This is a genomic window from Streptomyces sp. NBC_01750 (assembly GCF_035918095.1).
GTDB lineage: Bacteria > Actinomycetota > Actinomycetes > Streptomycetales > Streptomycetaceae > Streptomyces.
The window spans coordinates 5,695,307-5,710,991 of the sequence record NZ_CP109137.1 but is presented as its reverse complement, the minus strand read 5'-3'; the positions used below and the strand labels follow the sequence as shown (position 1 = coordinate 5,710,991).

Annotated in this window: 16 protein-coding genes and 1 pseudogene; 3 read left to right on the top strand and 14 right to left on the bottom strand. The window is 67.7% G+C overall.

Going from position 1 to position 15,685, the window contains the following annotated elements; all coding sequences use genetic code 11:
- Nucleotides 1-73: 73 nt before the first annotated feature.
- The 14 genes and pseudogenes from OG966_RS26060 to OG966_RS25995 all read right to left on the bottom strand — a co-directional run bounded on the left by OG966_RS26060 (nt 74) and on the right by OG966_RS25995 (nt 12,180).
- Entirely contained in the window at nt 74-730 is a 657-nt protein-coding gene (locus OG966_RS26060) for an OmpA family protein (protein WP_406731103.1), read from the bottom strand.
- Entirely contained in the window at nt 730-1,320 is a 591-nt protein-coding gene (locus tag OG966_RS26055) for a hypothetical protein (RefSeq protein ID WP_326652287.1), read from the bottom strand. The genes OG966_RS26060 and OG966_RS26055 overlap by 1 nt, the downstream gene beginning before the upstream one ends.
- A gap of 29 nt (nt 1,321-1,349) precedes the next feature.
- Nucleotides 1,350-1,961 (bottom strand): annotated as a pseudogene (locus OG966_RS26050) (pilus assembly protein TadG-related protein); the annotation flags it as partial.
- 44 nt (nt 1,962-2,005) lie between these two features.
- Nucleotides 2,006-2,269 (bottom strand): hypothetical protein, encoded by a 264-nt coding sequence (locus OG966_RS26045; RefSeq protein WP_326652286.1) that lies wholly within the window; start codon nt 2,267-2,269, stop codon nt 2,006-2,008.
- Between the two features lie 224 nt (nt 2,270-2,493).
- Nucleotides 2,494-3,582 (bottom strand): response regulator transcription factor, encoded by a 1,089-nt coding sequence (locus tag OG966_RS26040; RefSeq protein ID WP_326652285.1) that lies wholly within the window; start codon nt 3,580-3,582, stop codon nt 2,494-2,496.
- Nucleotides 3,583-3,650: 68 nt separating this feature from the next.
- Nucleotides 3,651-4,997 (bottom strand): sensor histidine kinase, encoded by a 1,347-nt coding sequence (locus tag OG966_RS26035; RefSeq protein WP_326652284.1) that lies wholly within the window; start codon nt 4,995-4,997, stop codon nt 3,651-3,653.
- 67 nt (nt 4,998-5,064) lie between these two features.
- The gene (locus OG966_RS26030; RefSeq protein WP_326652283.1) at nt 5,065-5,952 is read right to left on the bottom strand and encodes a DUF5936 domain-containing protein; all 888 of its coding nucleotides are present in this window, start codon (nt 5,950-5,952) and stop codon (nt 5,065-5,067) included.
- A 17-nt stretch (nt 5,953-5,969) separates the two neighbouring features.
- Nucleotides 5,970-6,911 (bottom strand): type II secretion system F family protein, encoded by a 942-nt coding sequence (locus tag OG966_RS26025; protein ID WP_326652282.1) that lies wholly within the window; start codon nt 6,909-6,911, stop codon nt 5,970-5,972.
- Nucleotides 6,912-6,968: 57 nt separating this feature from the next.
- On the bottom strand, nt 6,969-8,309 hold the full coding sequence (locus tag OG966_RS26020; RefSeq protein ID WP_326652281.1) for a CpaF family protein: 1,341 nt from the start codon (nt 8,307-8,309) through the stop codon (nt 6,969-6,971).
- A gap of 108 nt (nt 8,310-8,417) precedes the next feature.
- Nucleotides 8,418-8,783 (bottom strand): TadE/TadG family type IV pilus assembly protein, encoded by a 366-nt coding sequence (locus tag OG966_RS26015; protein WP_326652280.1) that lies wholly within the window; start codon nt 8,781-8,783, stop codon nt 8,418-8,420.
- Nucleotides 8,780-9,190: a TadE/TadG family type IV pilus assembly protein gene (locus OG966_RS26010; RefSeq protein WP_326652279.1), complete on the bottom strand. Its 411-nt coding sequence runs from the start codon at nt 9,188-9,190 to the stop codon at nt 8,780-8,782. Before OG966_RS26010 ends, OG966_RS26015 begins: the two co-directional genes overlap by 4 nt.
- Before the next feature lie 16 nt (nt 9,191-9,206).
- Entirely contained in the window at nt 9,207-10,463 is a 1,257-nt protein-coding gene (locus OG966_RS26005) for an AAA family ATPase (RefSeq protein WP_326652278.1), read from the bottom strand.
- 7 nt (nt 10,464-10,470) lie between these two features.
- Nucleotides 10,471-11,184, bottom strand: coding sequence for a Flp pilus assembly protein CpaB (cpaB, locus tag OG966_RS26000; RefSeq protein WP_326652277.1), 714 nt, complete (start codon nt 11,182-11,184; stop codon nt 10,471-10,473).
- A 117-nt stretch (nt 11,185-11,301) separates the two neighbouring features.
- Nucleotides 11,302-12,180, bottom strand: coding sequence for a hypothetical protein (locus OG966_RS25995; protein WP_326652276.1), 879 nt, complete (start codon nt 12,178-12,180; stop codon nt 11,302-11,304).
- Nucleotides 12,181-12,466: 286 nt separating this feature from the next.
- Here OG966_RS25995 and OG966_RS25990 point away from each other — a divergent pair, with 286 nt between their 5' ends.
- The 3 genes from OG966_RS25990 to OG966_RS25980 all read left to right on the top strand — a co-directional run bounded on the left by OG966_RS25990 (nt 12,467) and on the right by OG966_RS25980 (nt 15,625).
- Nucleotides 12,467-12,766, top strand: a complete 300-nt coding sequence (locus OG966_RS25990; RefSeq protein WP_326652275.1) for a hypothetical protein — start codon at nt 12,467-12,469, stop codon at nt 12,764-12,766.
- A gap of 165 nt (nt 12,767-12,931) precedes the next feature.
- A complete protein-coding gene (locus OG966_RS25985) occupies nt 12,932-14,635 on the top strand; it encodes a chitinase (protein WP_406731108.1) in 1,704 nt (567 codons plus the stop codon).
- 522 nt (nt 14,636-15,157) lie between these two features.
- Complete coding sequence (locus OG966_RS25980) at nt 15,158-15,625, top strand: hypothetical protein (RefSeq protein ID WP_326652274.1); 468 nt, start codon at nt 15,158-15,160, stop codon at nt 15,623-15,625.
- The last annotated feature ends 60 nt before the right edge of the window (nt 15,626-15,685 follow it).

Below are 15,685 nucleotides of genomic sequence, written 5' to 3'. Positions count from 1 at the left end.
TCCGGCCCACTCGGTCGCGACCCGGCTCACAGCGCGCTGCGGGCCGGCTGTACCACGTATGACCGGAGGGATCTCAGCTGCTTCCACCTGTCGGGAAAGAGACCTCGACCCTGCGGTTCTTCGTACGGCCCTCCTCCGTGGCGTTGTCGGCGATCGGGTAGTCCTCGCTGTAGCCGCGGACCTCGTAGGTGATCCCGGCGTCGGCCAACTGCTGCGCGAGCACACCGTGAACGGCGCCGGCGCGCTTCTTGGAAAGGACCTGGCCGTGTTCGTAGGTGCCGAGGTTGTCCGTGAATCCGAAGACCCGGATCCTCTTTGCGTTGTGCTTCTTGATCTCCGCAACGATTGCGGCGATCCGGCCGTTCGCCTGGGGAGAGAGGTTCGCACTGTCCTTGCTGAAGAGAACTTCGGCCTGCAGGGCGAACTTCAGATTCGAGTTGGTTTCCTCGCGGCGCTCCTCACCGCCCTCGGACTCGACGATCGAGACGATGTCCAGCACCCGCGAATCGGCGAGGGTCGCGCCGTCGCGCATCTTCAGGCCGGGATTGCTGCTGTCGATCTTCGGCGGTGTGTACGTCGATTCGCTGCCCGGCGGGATGCTCGGATCGTCGTCGGCCGACGCGCCGTTCGCCGTGGCGAGCTGGAAGCTGACGAGCAGGAACGCCGCGGCGAGTGAGGTCGCTGCTGGGCGCACTTGGGCCTTGAGCCTGTGAGGCGTCGTGGCACGCATCAGGAGATCTCAATCGTGGCTGTGGGCATCAGCGGAATCTGCAGATCAACTTTGTTTGTCTCGTTCGGAGGCGAGGGGAACTGGGCGAAGAAGTCGACGCTCTGGCCCGCGTCGATCCCGTTAAGACCCGTGGTGGTCAGCGGGAATCCATCGGTGTCGCGCAGCACGTAGTAGCGCTTCTTGCCGACCTTGTCCACCAGGGTCATTCCGGCGAAAGATCGGCCAGTCCTCTTGACCTGGCTCTCCTCGCCGTTCCACTGAATCGGAGGAAACTGCCGCTTGCTGCTGGTGTTCTTGACTGCTCCAGAAACCGTCAGGAAGCCGCCGTCGTCGCGGGCGGCGCTGTGGATGGTGAACTGGAAGCCGTTACTGCCACTGATGGTGGCCAGGGCCTTGGTGGTGTCCGGCACAGTATTGCCATCACTGGGCTTGTTCTCTTTCTTGCCCGGCGGAGCGGAGGTGGACTCGCTGCCTTCCGTCCCGCCCGAACCTTTTTCGTCGCCGCCGCAGGCGGTCAGAGAGACAGTCAGCGCCGCCGCAAGGGCAGCTGTCACTGCCCTGCGGGTCATCGCTCCGTGCCGAATACTCATCACTGATGTTCCTTTGCGTTCGCTCGCGGTCAGTCCTCGGCCAGCCGGACAGAGAAGAGATGGGACAGTTCCGGAAGCTGATCCGGATTCTCGGGATCAATGTCCCAGTCGTCGCCGTCGCAGACGAGCCGTCCCGGGGAGGATGGTTTGCCCTTGTCCGGCTCGTCTTCCTGGCCGTCGCCGCTGCCCGGTTTCCCCTCGTCCTCCCGGGGTTTGAGGGTGCACAGGGGTTCGACGACGGCGGTGGCCTCGGCCCTTGCGTAGTCGTCCTCGGTGCCGGGCAGGATCGTGTCACCGACCGGCTTCTGCGAGACGACTCGGACGGTGAAGCCCCAGCGGCCGTCCTTCGCCCTGTCGCAGTTCTTCAGCTCAGTCCCGTTCCGGAGAGCCAGGCGCCCGGCCGTTCCGCAACCGTCGTAAGTCCCGATCCTGTCGCCGTTGAAGAGGTCACGCAGAAAGTCGAGGTCGAGAAGTTTTCCCTTCAGGAAGCCCCGGAAGTGGTCACGGGATTCCTGGGCCGCGGCGAGCGCGGCCGCGTCGGCGCCGGACTGGGCGCCATTGCGCGTGGCTCCTGCCTGGCCTACCGCAAAGAACGCGAGCGCGAGAAAGAGCAGGCCAGCCACCATCGTGATGTAGATGGGAGCGGCCTGCCCTGACTCACGGAACCTGCTATCGCCTGCTGTGGTTACTGACCGCCACCACCACCGCCGCCACCGCCGTTGCCCAGAATCTCGCCGACCTTGGTCGTGAGACCCGTGGCGATGTCGTTGGCCACACCGGAACCCACGATGGCCGCGATGATCAGGGCGACCAGAACGATCACGCCCACGTACTCGACGGCGCCCTGCCCCTTGTCCCTGCGGTCCTTCATCGCAACCGTCGTCGCCGCCATCCAACTGGCGACGTAAACACGGGTGTTGACCATGGTCTTCAGCGTCACGTTCGACATGGATTTCCCCTCCGGTGCCGGCCGCCCGATGGCCGGCCGGCTCGTACGAGTCCTTTGTGCCGCCCGCCCTACCGGCTTCCTCCTGGCCGGTCCGGCCGACGACGTCAGAAACGTACGCCGGGTCCACATCCCCCGACATGGGCCTCAGGGCCCAACTCCGGGCCCAATCCGGGGATTGGGCCCCTCCGGCCCGCACGTCGCGGACACTCTGGGCAACAGAACGCTCAGCCATGCCGTAACGACCCCCCTTGCGCCATGCCGTGCCAGATGGCGATGGCCTCGCCCCTACTACCCGCATTCAACTTGGCAAAGATGCGGTTGATGTGGTTCTTGACCGTCTTCTGACTGATGAAGCAGGAGTCGGCGATCTGCTGGTTGGTCATGCCGGACGCAATCAGCTCCATCACCTCGACCTCCCGCTGGCTCAACTCGGCGATCACTCCTCGCGGTCCTCCGACTACATCGGAGCCTGAAGAAGAATGTGCCACATTCGCTTGCGTAAGCGAAGACTGTTGAGCAAATTCCTGTTGGCTCGGACCGGCCCGAAAGCCCTGTCCCGACTGACTCGCCGGATGATGACGGGCATCCTGCCCCGGTGTCGCGTATGCGGTCGCAGACGATTCCCGAGGGACAGGCGGAGACCCGGACCCGGTGAGAGCCGCACCCAGCCCCTCGGGCAGCGGCTGTCCCTCCCGTCCTTCCGCCGCGTCCCCACGGACACTGGCCAGCAGTGCGCTGGAGGCGGAGTGCGTGAAGTGCGCCCGGCCCTGCTTGATGTCCCTCACCGCGGCGACCAGTTGGTCGGCGGTGAACTCGCCGTGTACGAGGTAGCCGCCCGCGCCCAGCCGCAGCGCTTCATGCACGATCGCGCTCTCCCGGCTGTACGTCATCATCAGCACAGGAGCCAGGCGCACCAGGTGTGGCAGGGCCGAGAGTCCGTCGACGCCCGGCATCCGGACGTCCAGCAGTACCACGTCAGGGCGGTGGTGGACGGCCGCATCGTAGGCCTGGCGTCCGTCGGCGGCTTCCGCGACGACTTCGAGGTCGTCACGACCCTGCAGCAGCACGGTCAGGCCTGCACGTACGACGGGGTTGTCGTCGGCGACGACAACCCTCAGGGGCGGGGCGGCCGGCATCGCGGCCGGGCCCGGGAGGGCGGGGAATTCGCCGGTTGTCACGGGCGGCGCGGAGGCGAGCGGGATGCCCGTGGTGTGGTCTGAGCTGAGCGGGGTGGAGTGCGAGGACGTGTGCTGCGAGACATGGGACTGCTGGGTCCAGTTCTGTCCCGAGCTGCGGGAGATGTCGTCCGGCATGGCTGCAGCCTCCTCTCGATGGATGGGGAACGGTGGGTTGTCGAGGTTGAGTGGTGAGCGGGGGGCCGTCAGTTGAGCAAGGGAGCACGGTGCTGCCTCGGCTGGGCGGGGATCCCCGGCGCGAGGTTCAGGGCGACGACCGGCAGTTCCAGCCGCACTTCGGTGCCTCTCGCCGCACGCCCCTTGCCGATCCGGATGCGTGCGCCGATGGAGGCTGCCCGCTCGACCATGCCCACCAGGCCGAAGTGGCCGGCCTGCCTGAGTCCGTCGAGTGAGGTGTTGGGGGGAAGTCCCCGCCCGTCGTCGTACACGCTGATCCGCAGTACGTCTCCGACGACACCGGCCGACACATCCAGATAGCTGGGCCGGGCATGGCGTTGGGCGTTCTCCATCGCCTCGGCGGCGATCGTGAGCGCCTGGCGGGCAACGGCGTGGGGCACGGGCGGCGCCGTTCCGTCCCCGAGCCTGCGAAAGGTGGCCCGCACGCCGTGGCGGCGGGCGAAGTCCTCGGTGCGGGCGCCCAGTTCGGCGAGTACGTCGACGCCACCGTCCAGACCGGACTCCCGCCGCAGGTCCGAGAGGAGTTCCCGCGACTCCGCGGCGGCGCGGCGCGCCGAGCGGGCCACCAGCTCGGCCTGGTGCTTGACGGTGAGCGGGTCCATCCGGTCGGCGGTGCTCGCGAGTCCGTCTGCTGCCAGGGCCAGACCGTGCAGTGTCTTGGCCACCGAGTCGTGCATCTCGCGGGCGAGCCTGGCCCGTTCCTCCTCGACGGCTCCGCTCACAGCCAGCCGGGCGCGTGCCTCGGTGAGGGCCTGGCTGGCCGCCCCGAATCCCAGCATGAGGTTGCGCAGCGTGCTGCCGATTGCTCCGGCCAGGATGCACAGCCCTGGCAGGAGGAGCGCGTTGAATCCTGCCCTGACCTCAAGGTTGACCGCGTAGGCGCCGCCGATGATGAGCGACTGGAGGACAGCGAAGACCGCGGCGCCCCGCCAGCCGTAGATCAGTCCCGCGAGCAGCGGAGTGCACATGGTGACGTAGGCGAGAGTCGAGTCCGGCGAGGCCGTGACCAGCAGCAGAGCGCCGAAAACCATGTCGGCGCCCAGCAGCCAGGGGTGGCGCAGCAGGACGGGCCCGAAGCGCTCCCAGTCGCGCAGGAGGACGTACGAGGTCATGAACGTGACCAGCACCGCCGCCCCCACCAGCCAGCTTGCGGGCCCCTGTCTGGTGCCCGCCAGCGCGAAGGGCGCGGCCAGGGCGATCATCGCAAGCCGGAATCCGAAGACCTGACGGCACAGCGCCTGAAGGGCGTTGACCTGGATGGGGAGCGACGGCATTCGGGCGGGTCCGGCGCCCGCCACGTCGTGTGGCAGCTCGCCGGCGTTGCCGCCGCTGAGGGCTGCTGTTCTCGTGGCCATGGGGGTCACCTCCCGTTCGGTGTCTGCGGCGTCGTCGGTGTCCGGCGGAATGCTGCGGCGGCGGCGGTCATCCGCCCAGTACGGCTCCGAAATCCACTCCGGAGCCGTAGTAGAAGCTCATGACGATCAGAATCATGGTTGCGGGGAGCATCACCATGGTGACCACGAGCGTCGATTTCGGCACCGCCTTGGCGGCATTGCGCCGCGCGTTCTGGGCATCGGTGCGCCGCATGTCCGTGGCGATCTGAATGAGGGTGTCGACGATGGGCGCACCGAGCTCCTCGCCCTGCTGGAGAGCTGTGACGAACATCGACACCTGTTCGGAGTCGTTGCGCTTGCGCAGTTGGTCAAAGGCCTCACGCCGGCTGACACCCATGTCCATCTGCCGCAGCGTGATGCGCAGTTCGTCGGACCAGGGTCCCTCGTACTTCTCGGCGACGCGCTCCAGAGCCTGGCGGAAGCCGAGACCCGCTGAGACGACGACGGCGAGGACGTCGAGGAAGTCGGGGAGGGTGCGCTCGATGTCCGACCGGCGCTTGCGGACGGCCGACCTGATGATGACGTCGGTCCACAGCAGCCCGTACAACAGGGCGAGGATGCCGATCACCGGCTGCCCCCGCAGGAGCATCGCGAACGCCGCCATCACCCCCAGGGAACCGTAGACCGCCCGGCGCGCGGCATAGCGGTCGACGGTCATGCCGCCGGGGTTGCCGGCCATGTCGAGGCGCCGCCGGAGTGCGTCGACGCGTTTGGGTCCCATCATCCGGAGCACGGAAGGGGCGTATCGCATACCGAGCCGGTCGATTCCGGAGCCCATCGCGCTGGTGCGGGTGGAGCCGACCTCCAGGGCGACCGCGAGATCGCGGGGAAGTTTGGCGTCGGCACGGTACAGGCGGATGCCGTGGAAGATGCCGTACACGGCGAGCCCGAGAAGCGCAGCGAGCAGAAGTCCCATGGTGTCTCTCCTTCCCCTCAGACCTGGATCCGGGACAGACGGCGAATCAGGAACGCGCCGAGGGCGTACAGGCCGAAGGCGATGAGGGTGGCGAACTGCCCCAGCACCGAGCCGGTCATCTTGTCGAGCGCTCCCGGCGTCATCGCGTTGATCATCAGCAGGAAGCCGAGGCCCAGCAGCGGCACGGCCAGGGCGGTGACCTTGATCTGGGAGAGCATCGTGCTGACCTCCCTACGGGTCTCCTTGCGCTCCTCCAGCGTCTCGGTCAGGTTCCGCAGAGAGGTGACGACCTGTCCACCCGCCCGGTTGGAGAGGATGAGCGTGGTGACCAGGACGATGAGCTCGCGGGACGGCAGCCGGTCGGCGAGCTCGCCGAGGGCGTCGTCCAGGCTGTGGCCGACGGCCAGCTGGTCGGCGACCTTGCTCAGCTCCTGACCGGCCGGATCGTCGAGTTCCTCGGCCGCCATGGCGAGAGCCGTACGCATCGCGAGGCCCGCCTGGGTGGCGTTGGCGAGGACCCGGGTGAACTCGGGGAGCTGACTGATGAAGGCCTCGGTGCGTTTGACGCGCTGCCAGTTGAGAAACGCGTTGGCGCCCCAGAGGCTCGCGAAGGCGGCCAGCAATCCGAAGAAGGGCGCGAAGATCGCGCCGACGATGAAGTACACGGCGAGCAGGGCTGCGACGACATAGACGAAGTACTCGCCGCTCGTCAGATCGAGGCCGGTCGCCGTGATCTTGCGCTCGATTCGCTTGCCGAGCTTCGTTTTCCGCAGCCGCCGGTCCAGGCCGGTGAAGCGGCGACGCCTGCCGCCTTCGATCGCGATCTGGCCCGTCTGGGACATGCGCTCGACGAGTGCCTGTCGCTGTGCCCTGCCCGAGGTGTAGGTGTGCACGCCGACGACGGAGAGCACACAGGCGAAAAGTGTGACTCCGATCGTCAGAAGCGGGAGATTATCCATATCGGGCGAGACCTTCTCGGTGGGCGGCGGACGGGACGGGGCTGGTGCCGGATCTGGTCAGACTGCCGTTCTGCGCAGAGCGAGCTGGGTCTCCGACTGGGCGACGCCGAAGGCCGGGGGCAGGGGCTCGCTCTTCATATAGAGGCGTTCGGCGACGCGGCGGGGCACGGGGTAGTACTCGAACTCTCCGTGGATCAGTCCGTCGGCGGACATGGGCCGGGAATTGAAGCGGCAGACCGAGACGATCCGGTACTCCTCGCGACCGTAGGAGTCGACGACGGCGATCTCGGTGATCCGTCGGGAGCCGTCGGCGTGCCGGGTCAGCTGGACGATGACGTCGACGGCGCTGTTTATCTGGTCCTTGATGGCCGCGAACGGGATCTCGACCTCGGACATGGAAGCCAGGGTCTGTAGTCGCATCAGCGCGTCCTCGGCGCTGTTGGCATGCACTGTGGCGAGTGAGCCGTCGTGACCTGTCGACATCGCCTGGAGCATGTCGAGCGTCTCGCCGCCACGGACCTCGCCGACGATGATGCGGTCGGGCCGCATACGCAGGGAGTTGCGCACGAGATCGCGGATGGTGACCCGGCCCTTGCCCTCGACATTGGGCGGGCGGCTCTCCAGGGTGATGACATGGGACTGCTGGAGCTGAAGCTCGGCGGAGTCCTCGATGGTGACGATGCGCTCGCCCTCCGGAATGAGCCCGGAGAGGGAGTTGAGCAGGGTGGTCTTGCCCGTGCCGGTTGCCCCGGAGACGATCACATTGAACTTGGCGCGGACAAGGCCGGCCAGTAGCAGCGTCATCTGCTCGTCGAGCGAGCCGACGGCAATCAGCTCCTGCAGGGTGAAAGCGCGGGGGAAGCGCCGGATGGTGAGGATGGGGCCGCTCAGAGAGAGCGGGGGAATGATGACATTGACACGCTCACCCGAGGGGAGACGGGCGTCGACCATCGGGTTGGCCTCGTCCACACGTCGGTTGACGGTGGAGACGATGCGCTCGATGGTCTGCATGAGCTGCTCGTTGGACGAGAATCGCAGAGGGAGCATCTCCAGGCGTCCACCGCGCTCGACGAACACCTGTTCAGGGCCGTTGACCATGATTTCGCTGATGGAGGCGTCTTCGAGCAGCGGCTCCAGGATGCCGAGACCGAGTGCCTCGTCGACGACCCTGCGGATCAACTGCGAACGCTCGACGGTGGAGAGGACAGGGCCCTCGCGGCTGATGATGTGGCCCAGCACTCGTTCGAGACGTGCGCGACGCTCGGCGGCCGCCAGTGCGGACATCTCCGCGAGGTCGATCTCCTCGAGAAGCTTGGCGCGGTAGATCCCGACGAGGCGGTTCTCCTCGCTGTGGCCATTGACCGGCTCGGGACTGCTGATGCGCGCCCGCAGGCTCATGTCCTCATCTCCCAGATGCTGCTGGTGCGGTGCTGTCGGGTGCGTGGTGCTTGGTGCTTGATCTGTGGTGCTTGGGGCGTTCCAGGTGGTACGGGGGCGGATGACGGGTCAGTCGCAGCGCATCGTGGTGGATCTCGTCGCGTCGCCGAAGTCGAAGACGGGAAGCAGGGCCGGGACCTTGACCCTGACCGTCACCTTGACCTCGTCGGAACTGCCGCCGGATGCTTCGGAGATGACCGCCTCGTCCGCGAGCCAGTCACTCATCGCCGCTTTGCCGGATTCCACATAGCGGTCGGCCCCGCCTTTCTGCGAGGCCACCCGTGCGGCGGCCCGCGACGCCGTGCCCGCCTGCTGAGCTGTGTAGGCCACCAGTCCGAGCTGGATGGCAGCGAGTGCCACGAAGAGCAGCAGGGCGAGCACACCCGCGTACTCGACGGCCGCCTGGCCCCGGTCGTCGCGCGCCGGGCGCGTCATCGCGCAGCCTCGTTCACCGCGGAGGCGCTGCCGTCGACGCTGAAGGGAAGATTCACGCTGCCTGGGAAGAGCACCGGCACTCGGAGCGAGACCGTGGCCGTGAAGAGGTCGCCGCCGGAGGGTGGACAATCGAACTCGGCCGCTCCGCGCCATGCCTCCGGAAGGTGCTCACGGCCCGCTCCTTGGCAAGCCGCGCTCTGGTCGGCTCGTGCGACGGCCCCGGCCCGTGCGGCCTCGTCCGCCGCGTTACCAGCGAGCGAGAAGGTGTATCCCACGAGTGCGGCCTGCCACAGCAGGACCATCGTGGCCAGGACGATCGGAACCATGCCGGTGAACTCGATGGCGGCCTGGCCCCGGTCGCCGCGCAGCCGTACGGTTGTGCGGCTGGGTGTCCCTGGAGATCTCATGGCTCAACGCGCCCCCTCAGTCCTCTCGCCTCGTCCGTGCCCGCAGGACACCGATCGAGCCCCGGTCCCCGCGTAACCTGCCCTGCTTGTCCGCCCCTTCGGGCACTCGTACGAGTCCCAGCTCTCCCGCCAGGCCCCACAGCGCCTGCTTCACAGTGGACTTGGATTCCAGGTCCTGCATCCGGCCGGCGTCGACCACCGGCTGAAGTTCCTTGAAGTTGGCGGGCACGACCACCCGCGAGACCCGGGTGCCGGTGATCTTCTCGATCAGCGGCGGCTGGATCTCTGTACCGCGGGTGTAGCGGTTGACCACCGTGACCGTCTCCTCCGCCTTGCGGATCTGGAGCCGGTCCCACATACGGACCATGCGTTTGGCCGCCCGTACGGCGACCACGTCCGGCGTGGTCACCAGCAGCGTGATGTCGGCCATTTCGATGGCGGCGGCATTGGCGCCGTTCATCTGTGTGCCGCAGTCGATGACAACGACCTCGTGGCGGTTGCGCAGGGCGCTGACGATCTGGCGGACCGCCCGGTCACTGACCTCCTCGCCGCGCTCGCCCTCACCCGGCGCGAGCAGCAGCCCGATCCCCGTCTGGTGGGCGAAGAGCGCGTCCTGGAGCACACGGGGTGAAATGTCCTGGATGCCGGCCAGGTCGACGATCGACCGGCGGAACTGCACATCCAGATACGAGGCGACGTCCCCGGCCTGGAGGTCCAGGTCGGCGAGTGCGACGGTCCTTCCCGACGCCCGGACCGCCAGGGCCAGTTGGACTGCCGTCAGGGTGGTGCCGACGCCGCCCTTGGCCCCGCTGACGGTGACGACCGTTCCGCCGGGGCCGGTGAAGACATCGCCGCTGTGTCCCAGGTGTCGCCGGACGCCGACGGACCAGCCGGCCGCGGCCTGGACCCGCTGCACCAGTTCCTCGTACGAGAGCGGCAGCCCGACCAGTCCTCGCGCGCCAGAGTCCATGGCCGCCGAGTAGAGACCGGGACTCGCGTCGGCGGTCACCAGAACGACCCCGACCGCCGGAAAACGCAGGGCCACTTCCCGGATCAGTTCAAGAGCGGGAACCGGCCCGATCCGCTCATGCACCAGGACGACCTCGGGCAGTTCGTCGAGCGACTCGGCCGCCAACCGGGCCAGCATGTCGAGCAGTGAGGTCGAGTCGCTCACCGGCGAGGCCGGCTCCGCGTCCGGGAGCTGGCTGAGCAGAGTGGTGATGGACCGGGCGGCATCGGCTTCTCCGACGGCCGGGAGGATGCGTGTCGTCATACAGCCCTCACCTGTTCTTGTCTTCGTCGAGGGTGTAGGTGCTGTCGCCCGGGCGCAATGTGGCGGGGCTGCCCTTGGCGAGAAGGGCGAGCCGCACATGCTCGGCGAAGGACTCGGCATAGGCGACGCGCTGCGCGTCGGTGGTGTTGAGGGCGAAGGTGATCGGCACGGCTTCCCTGGGACCGCTCCTCCTGCTGTCGTCCTTGGGCTCCAGCGGGGTGAGCCGGCCGACGTCGATGACCTTTGCGTTGGGGACGATGATGCGGGACTGGTCCGCGTCACCCTCCTTCTTGCCGGCGAAGGTCGCGAAGATATTGACCAGGTCTCCCGGTGTGATCTTGCCTGCCACGCCGGTCGCCGCATCGATCATGATGGCGATCTCCTGCTCACCAGCAGCGAGTACCGGCCGCTTGACGATCATGTCGTCCTGGAGCAGCGACCCCTTCTTGAGCCGAGTGACGGCGATCTTGCCTTCGATTACGGAGATATCGGTCACCGCACTGTCCGAGAGCCAGCGCCTGGGCATGGTGACCTTTTCGAACTGTCCCGCCTGCAATGCCGTATAGGGAGACACGTCGCTCTTGAGTCGGTATGCGGCGACCTCGGGACCGACCTTCGAATTCACATCGCTGATCACGGAAAGCACGCCGGCGAACGCACCGAAAGCGCACAGAACCGAGAGGAGCAGAAGTATGACGCCGCGGCGTTGGCGTGAATTCATGGGCAGGACAACCTCGTTCGCAGATGGGGACTGACGGAGCGGACAGAGCGAGCGGAGTGATGGGGTGCACGCTTGCGACAGGCCGTCACCGTCGGGACGGACTGCCGGGGAGGCAGTTCACGATCCCTGGTACGTAGGTGTTCCATGTTTCAGGACACCAGGATCCTGGGATTGGTTCTCTGCCGCGGCGAGGGTGGCCGAGCAGAAACCGCAGCGGTCACCTATGAGTTCAATTCCGCACCAGGTGCACCCCTCTCGCCGTACGGAGGAAACCAGCTGGTAGAGCACTGAGATATCAGGCAGGAAAGCAGCGAACTCGATCAGCTTGCCCGTGCCCCACCAGCGTGGCGAGTCGGACGGAAGCGCGGTCTCCTGCAGACTCTGCGCCTGCCACTCGGGAGCCAGCGCCGAGGTGACCCACTCGGACTGCAACTGGCCCTTGGCCACGACGAGCTGGGTGGCGAAGTCGGGGCCGGCGAGCCGGCCGGAGCCGATCTTGATGAGCTGTGGGCTCGGGTTGGCGAGTACGCCGAACTGGGAGCCCGGAACCCAGGACTTGGCATGCGACTTCAGACTCACCGGAACGCGGTCGAGTTTGGTGACGGAGCTGAGCAGCGCGCCCGCGTAGATGTAGTGGGAGAGCAGGCGGGCGGCGGAGGCGACGACACCCGCGCTGAAGTCGCAGATGGATAACTGGCGCAGCTGCCGTACGAGCACCGCGATGCCGAGCGGCGGCAGATCGACTTTGAGAAGCGCGATCCGATTGCTCTCCAGAACCGACCGGACGGTGTGCAGCCGGCGTTCGTGCGCGACCGGAATCGACGCGGGATAGAGCGCGATCACATAGCCGTGCTGCTCCAGCAGGACGGACATGTCGGCGAGCGCGGCGCCCAGGGGCTGGGCATCCGGCGCCTGCAGCAGAGCCGCTGTGGGGGTCTGGTGGTCGGTGGGCGGCAGCACCAGATCGGCGCTGGTGACAGCTATTGCGGTCGGCACGCTGGTTCCCCGTTCAGCTCCGGCCGCCGGAAACCCGACGCCCGCAGATCCCTACTGCTCCGTGCTCCTGCAGCAGCACTTTAACCACGACTTAGGAGGCAGAGAACACCTTTCAGAACCCAGAGCCCCAACCCGCACACGCTCCGCACAGGCGATATCGGACGAACAGGTCAGGAGTTAACTCTCGTTACACGAGGGTGAATTCGGCGGCGCTCCGCTCCACTTTGGGCCCCGCCCTGGGTCCACGGATCCACGCCAGGCACGACCGTCACTCGTTTACGACTATGTGGCGACGGGCCCGCGCCCGGCCACCTTCGGCGGCCGGCTGCTGCTGATCCATCTGCCGAACGCGCTCTGCGTCGCGCCGGCGGCCTGGGCGGCGGCGCGGATCCACCGCAAGCCGTACCGGGCCTCGACGCCCCGACATCTGACGGCGTCCTTCGCCGTACCGGTCGTGGCGCAGCTGCTCAATATGGCGGTGCAGTGGGAGGAGTTGGCGGTGGAGGGGCTACTGCTGTCCAACGCGGTGCTGGTGGTGGGGCGCGTGGCGGGATACGCCGGGGACCGGTTGCAGGACGAGGCCTGAACGCCGCCGTCCTGCTCACACGCCGGATGCGTGGTGCGCGTCCGTATACGAATCATCGCCAGAGGTCTTGACAACCCTATTGGTCTGGACCAACTTGTACGCCCAACGGTGGCCACCGTTCCGTAACCCCCTCCACACCCCCAACTCCCCCACCGGAGGCAGCAAGTGGACCGCACCACACGCTCACGGAGATGGCTCGGTGCCGCCCTGGCGCTCGCCGTCGGAACCGGACTCACCCTCGTGGGCATCTCGGGGACCGCGCAGGCCGCCGACATCAACGTCGCCAAGAACGCCGGCTTCGAGTCCGGGCTCACCAACTGGACCTGCTCCGGCGGCAGTGGCGCCACCACCTCCTCCCCCGTGCACGGCGGCGCCTCCGCGCTCAAGGCCACGCCCGCGGGGCAGGACAACGCCAAGTGCACGCAGACCGTCACGGTGAAGCCCAACTCGACGTACACCCTCAGCGCCTGGGTCCAGGGCGGCTACACCTACCTCGGCGCGAGCGGCACCGGCACGACGGACGTCTCCACCTGGACACCGGACTCCGCCGGCTGGAAGCAGCTGTCCACCACCTTCACCACCGGCGGCAGCACGACCTCCGTGACGGTCTACACGCACGGCTGGTACGGGCAGGCCGCCTACTACGCCGACGACGTCTCCGTCTTCGGTCCCGACGGCGGCGGTGGCGGCGACCCCTCGCCGACCGTGCCCGCCGCCCCGGGCGGCCTCGCGGTCGGATCCGTGACCTCGTCCTCCGTGGCCCTGTCCTGGAACGCCGTGTCCAACGCGACGGGCTACAACCTCTACCAGAACGGCACCAAGGTGCAGTCGGTCACCGGCGCTTCGGCGACCGCGACCGGGCTGGGCGCATCCACCTCGTACCAGTTCCAGGTGACCGCGACCAACGCGGCCGGTGAGTCCGCGAAGTCCGCGGCGGTGACCGGTACCACCTCGGCCACCGGCGGTGGCGGGGCCGGCGGATCGGTGCCCAAGCACGCGGTGACCGGCTACTGGCAGAACTTCAACAACGGGGCCACCGTCCAGAAGATCAGCGATGTACCGGCCAACTACGACATCATCGCGGTCTCCTTCGCCGACGCGACCGGTACGCCCGGCGGTGTCACCTTCAATCTCGACTCCGCCGGGCTCGGCGGCTACACCGTCGACCAGTTCAAGGCGGACATCAAGGCCAAGCAGGCGGCCGGCAAGTCCGTGATCATCTCGATCGGCGGCCAGAACGGCACCGTCACGATCAACGACTCGGCCTCCGCGACGAACTTCGCCAACTCCGTCTACTCGATGATGCAGACGTACGGCTTCGACGGCGTCGACATCGACCTGGAGAACGGTCTCAACTCGACGTACATGTCACAGGCGCTGCGCTCGCTCTCGTCGAAAGCGGGCTCCAAGCTCGTCATCACGATGGCGCCGCAGACCATCGACATGCAGTCGACGTCGAACGAGTACTTCAAGACGGCGCTCAACATCAAGGACATCCTGACCGTCGTCAATATGCAGTACTACAACAGCGGTTCGATGCTCGGTTGCGACGGCAAGGTGTACTCGCAGGGCTCGGTGGACTTCCTCACCGCCCTCGCCTGCATCCAGCTGGAGGGCGGTCTCGCACCGGCCCAGGTCGGGCTGGGTCTGCCCGCGTCGACCAGTGGTGCCGGCAGCGGCTATGTCTCCCCGACGATCGTGAACAACGCGTTGGACTGCCTCGCCAGGGGCACGAACTGCGGCTCCTTCAAGCCCTCCAAGACGTACCCCTCGCTGCGCGGCGCGATGACCTGGTCCACGAACTGGGACGCCAAGTCGGGCAACGCGTGGTCCAACGCGGTGGGCCCGCACGTGCACGCCCTCCCGTAACCACCGGTCCTGACTCCCTCGGACAGCAGCGCCGCCGCTCCCCCGGCGGCGCTGCTGCGCGTTGCTGTACGTAGCGCCCGTGAACGCGATGGGGGACTACATCGGCATCAGCCGCCGCACTCAGCTGCGCGGCTCGCTCGGCGTGGTGGCCACGACGGTCGTGGCGGGCGTCGTCGACGCATGCACCGCGGCGCAGGAGGACGGAACGGGCCACGGCGTGGACGTTCGACGGCCGTATCCACGGCGAACTCAGGGTCGCCGGCCGCACGGTCTTCGTCTCCACGATCGGGCCCGACCTTCTGCACGCGCTGGAAGCCGACGGCGCGGCCGCCTGCGACCCCGCCACGGGCCGCGTTCGCCGGCAGGTCCCGGCAGCCCGCGGCACGTACTCCCCGTCCTTCGCGCTCGGCGACGACGCCGTCCTCCTCCTCTCGGGCCCCAGGGGCAACACCCGCCTGTACGCGCGACGCGGCCGACGGCGCCCCGCGCTGGAACGTCCCGGCCCTGGACGGCACGATCACCGTGGCCCCTGACGGCACCACGGCCTATCTTCACGACGGCCGCGGCCAACTGCACGCACACGCCACCGCCGACGGGCGCCGGACACGGACGGCGACAACGGCCGATCACGCGCGCGACGAGGTGGTTCCCTACGCGGGCACGGTGCTGCTCTCGTCCGGCGACGACTACCACGGCGAGGACCGCCGGAGCATCGGCGACGACCGCCCCGGCTATGTCCTCGCGCACTCCGCCCGGACCGGCGGACAGCTGTGGCGCCGCAACCGCGAACAACCGTCCTGGACCCTCCCGGTCCCGGCAGGCCGCCTGGCCCTCGTCGGCCACGACACGGCGTGGTGGGCAGTACGACATCGCCACCGGAGAACCACGGTGGCGGGTGCGTACGACGGAGCCCTGGCTGACGACCCGGTGGTGCGGGACGGAATGCTGTACGGCCCGACCACCGAGGGCGTCCGGGCCGCACGGCTCTGACAGCGCCGGGCCGGAAGAACTCCGGCCACCGCTGGTCCGCGATCAGGCTCACGCACAGCA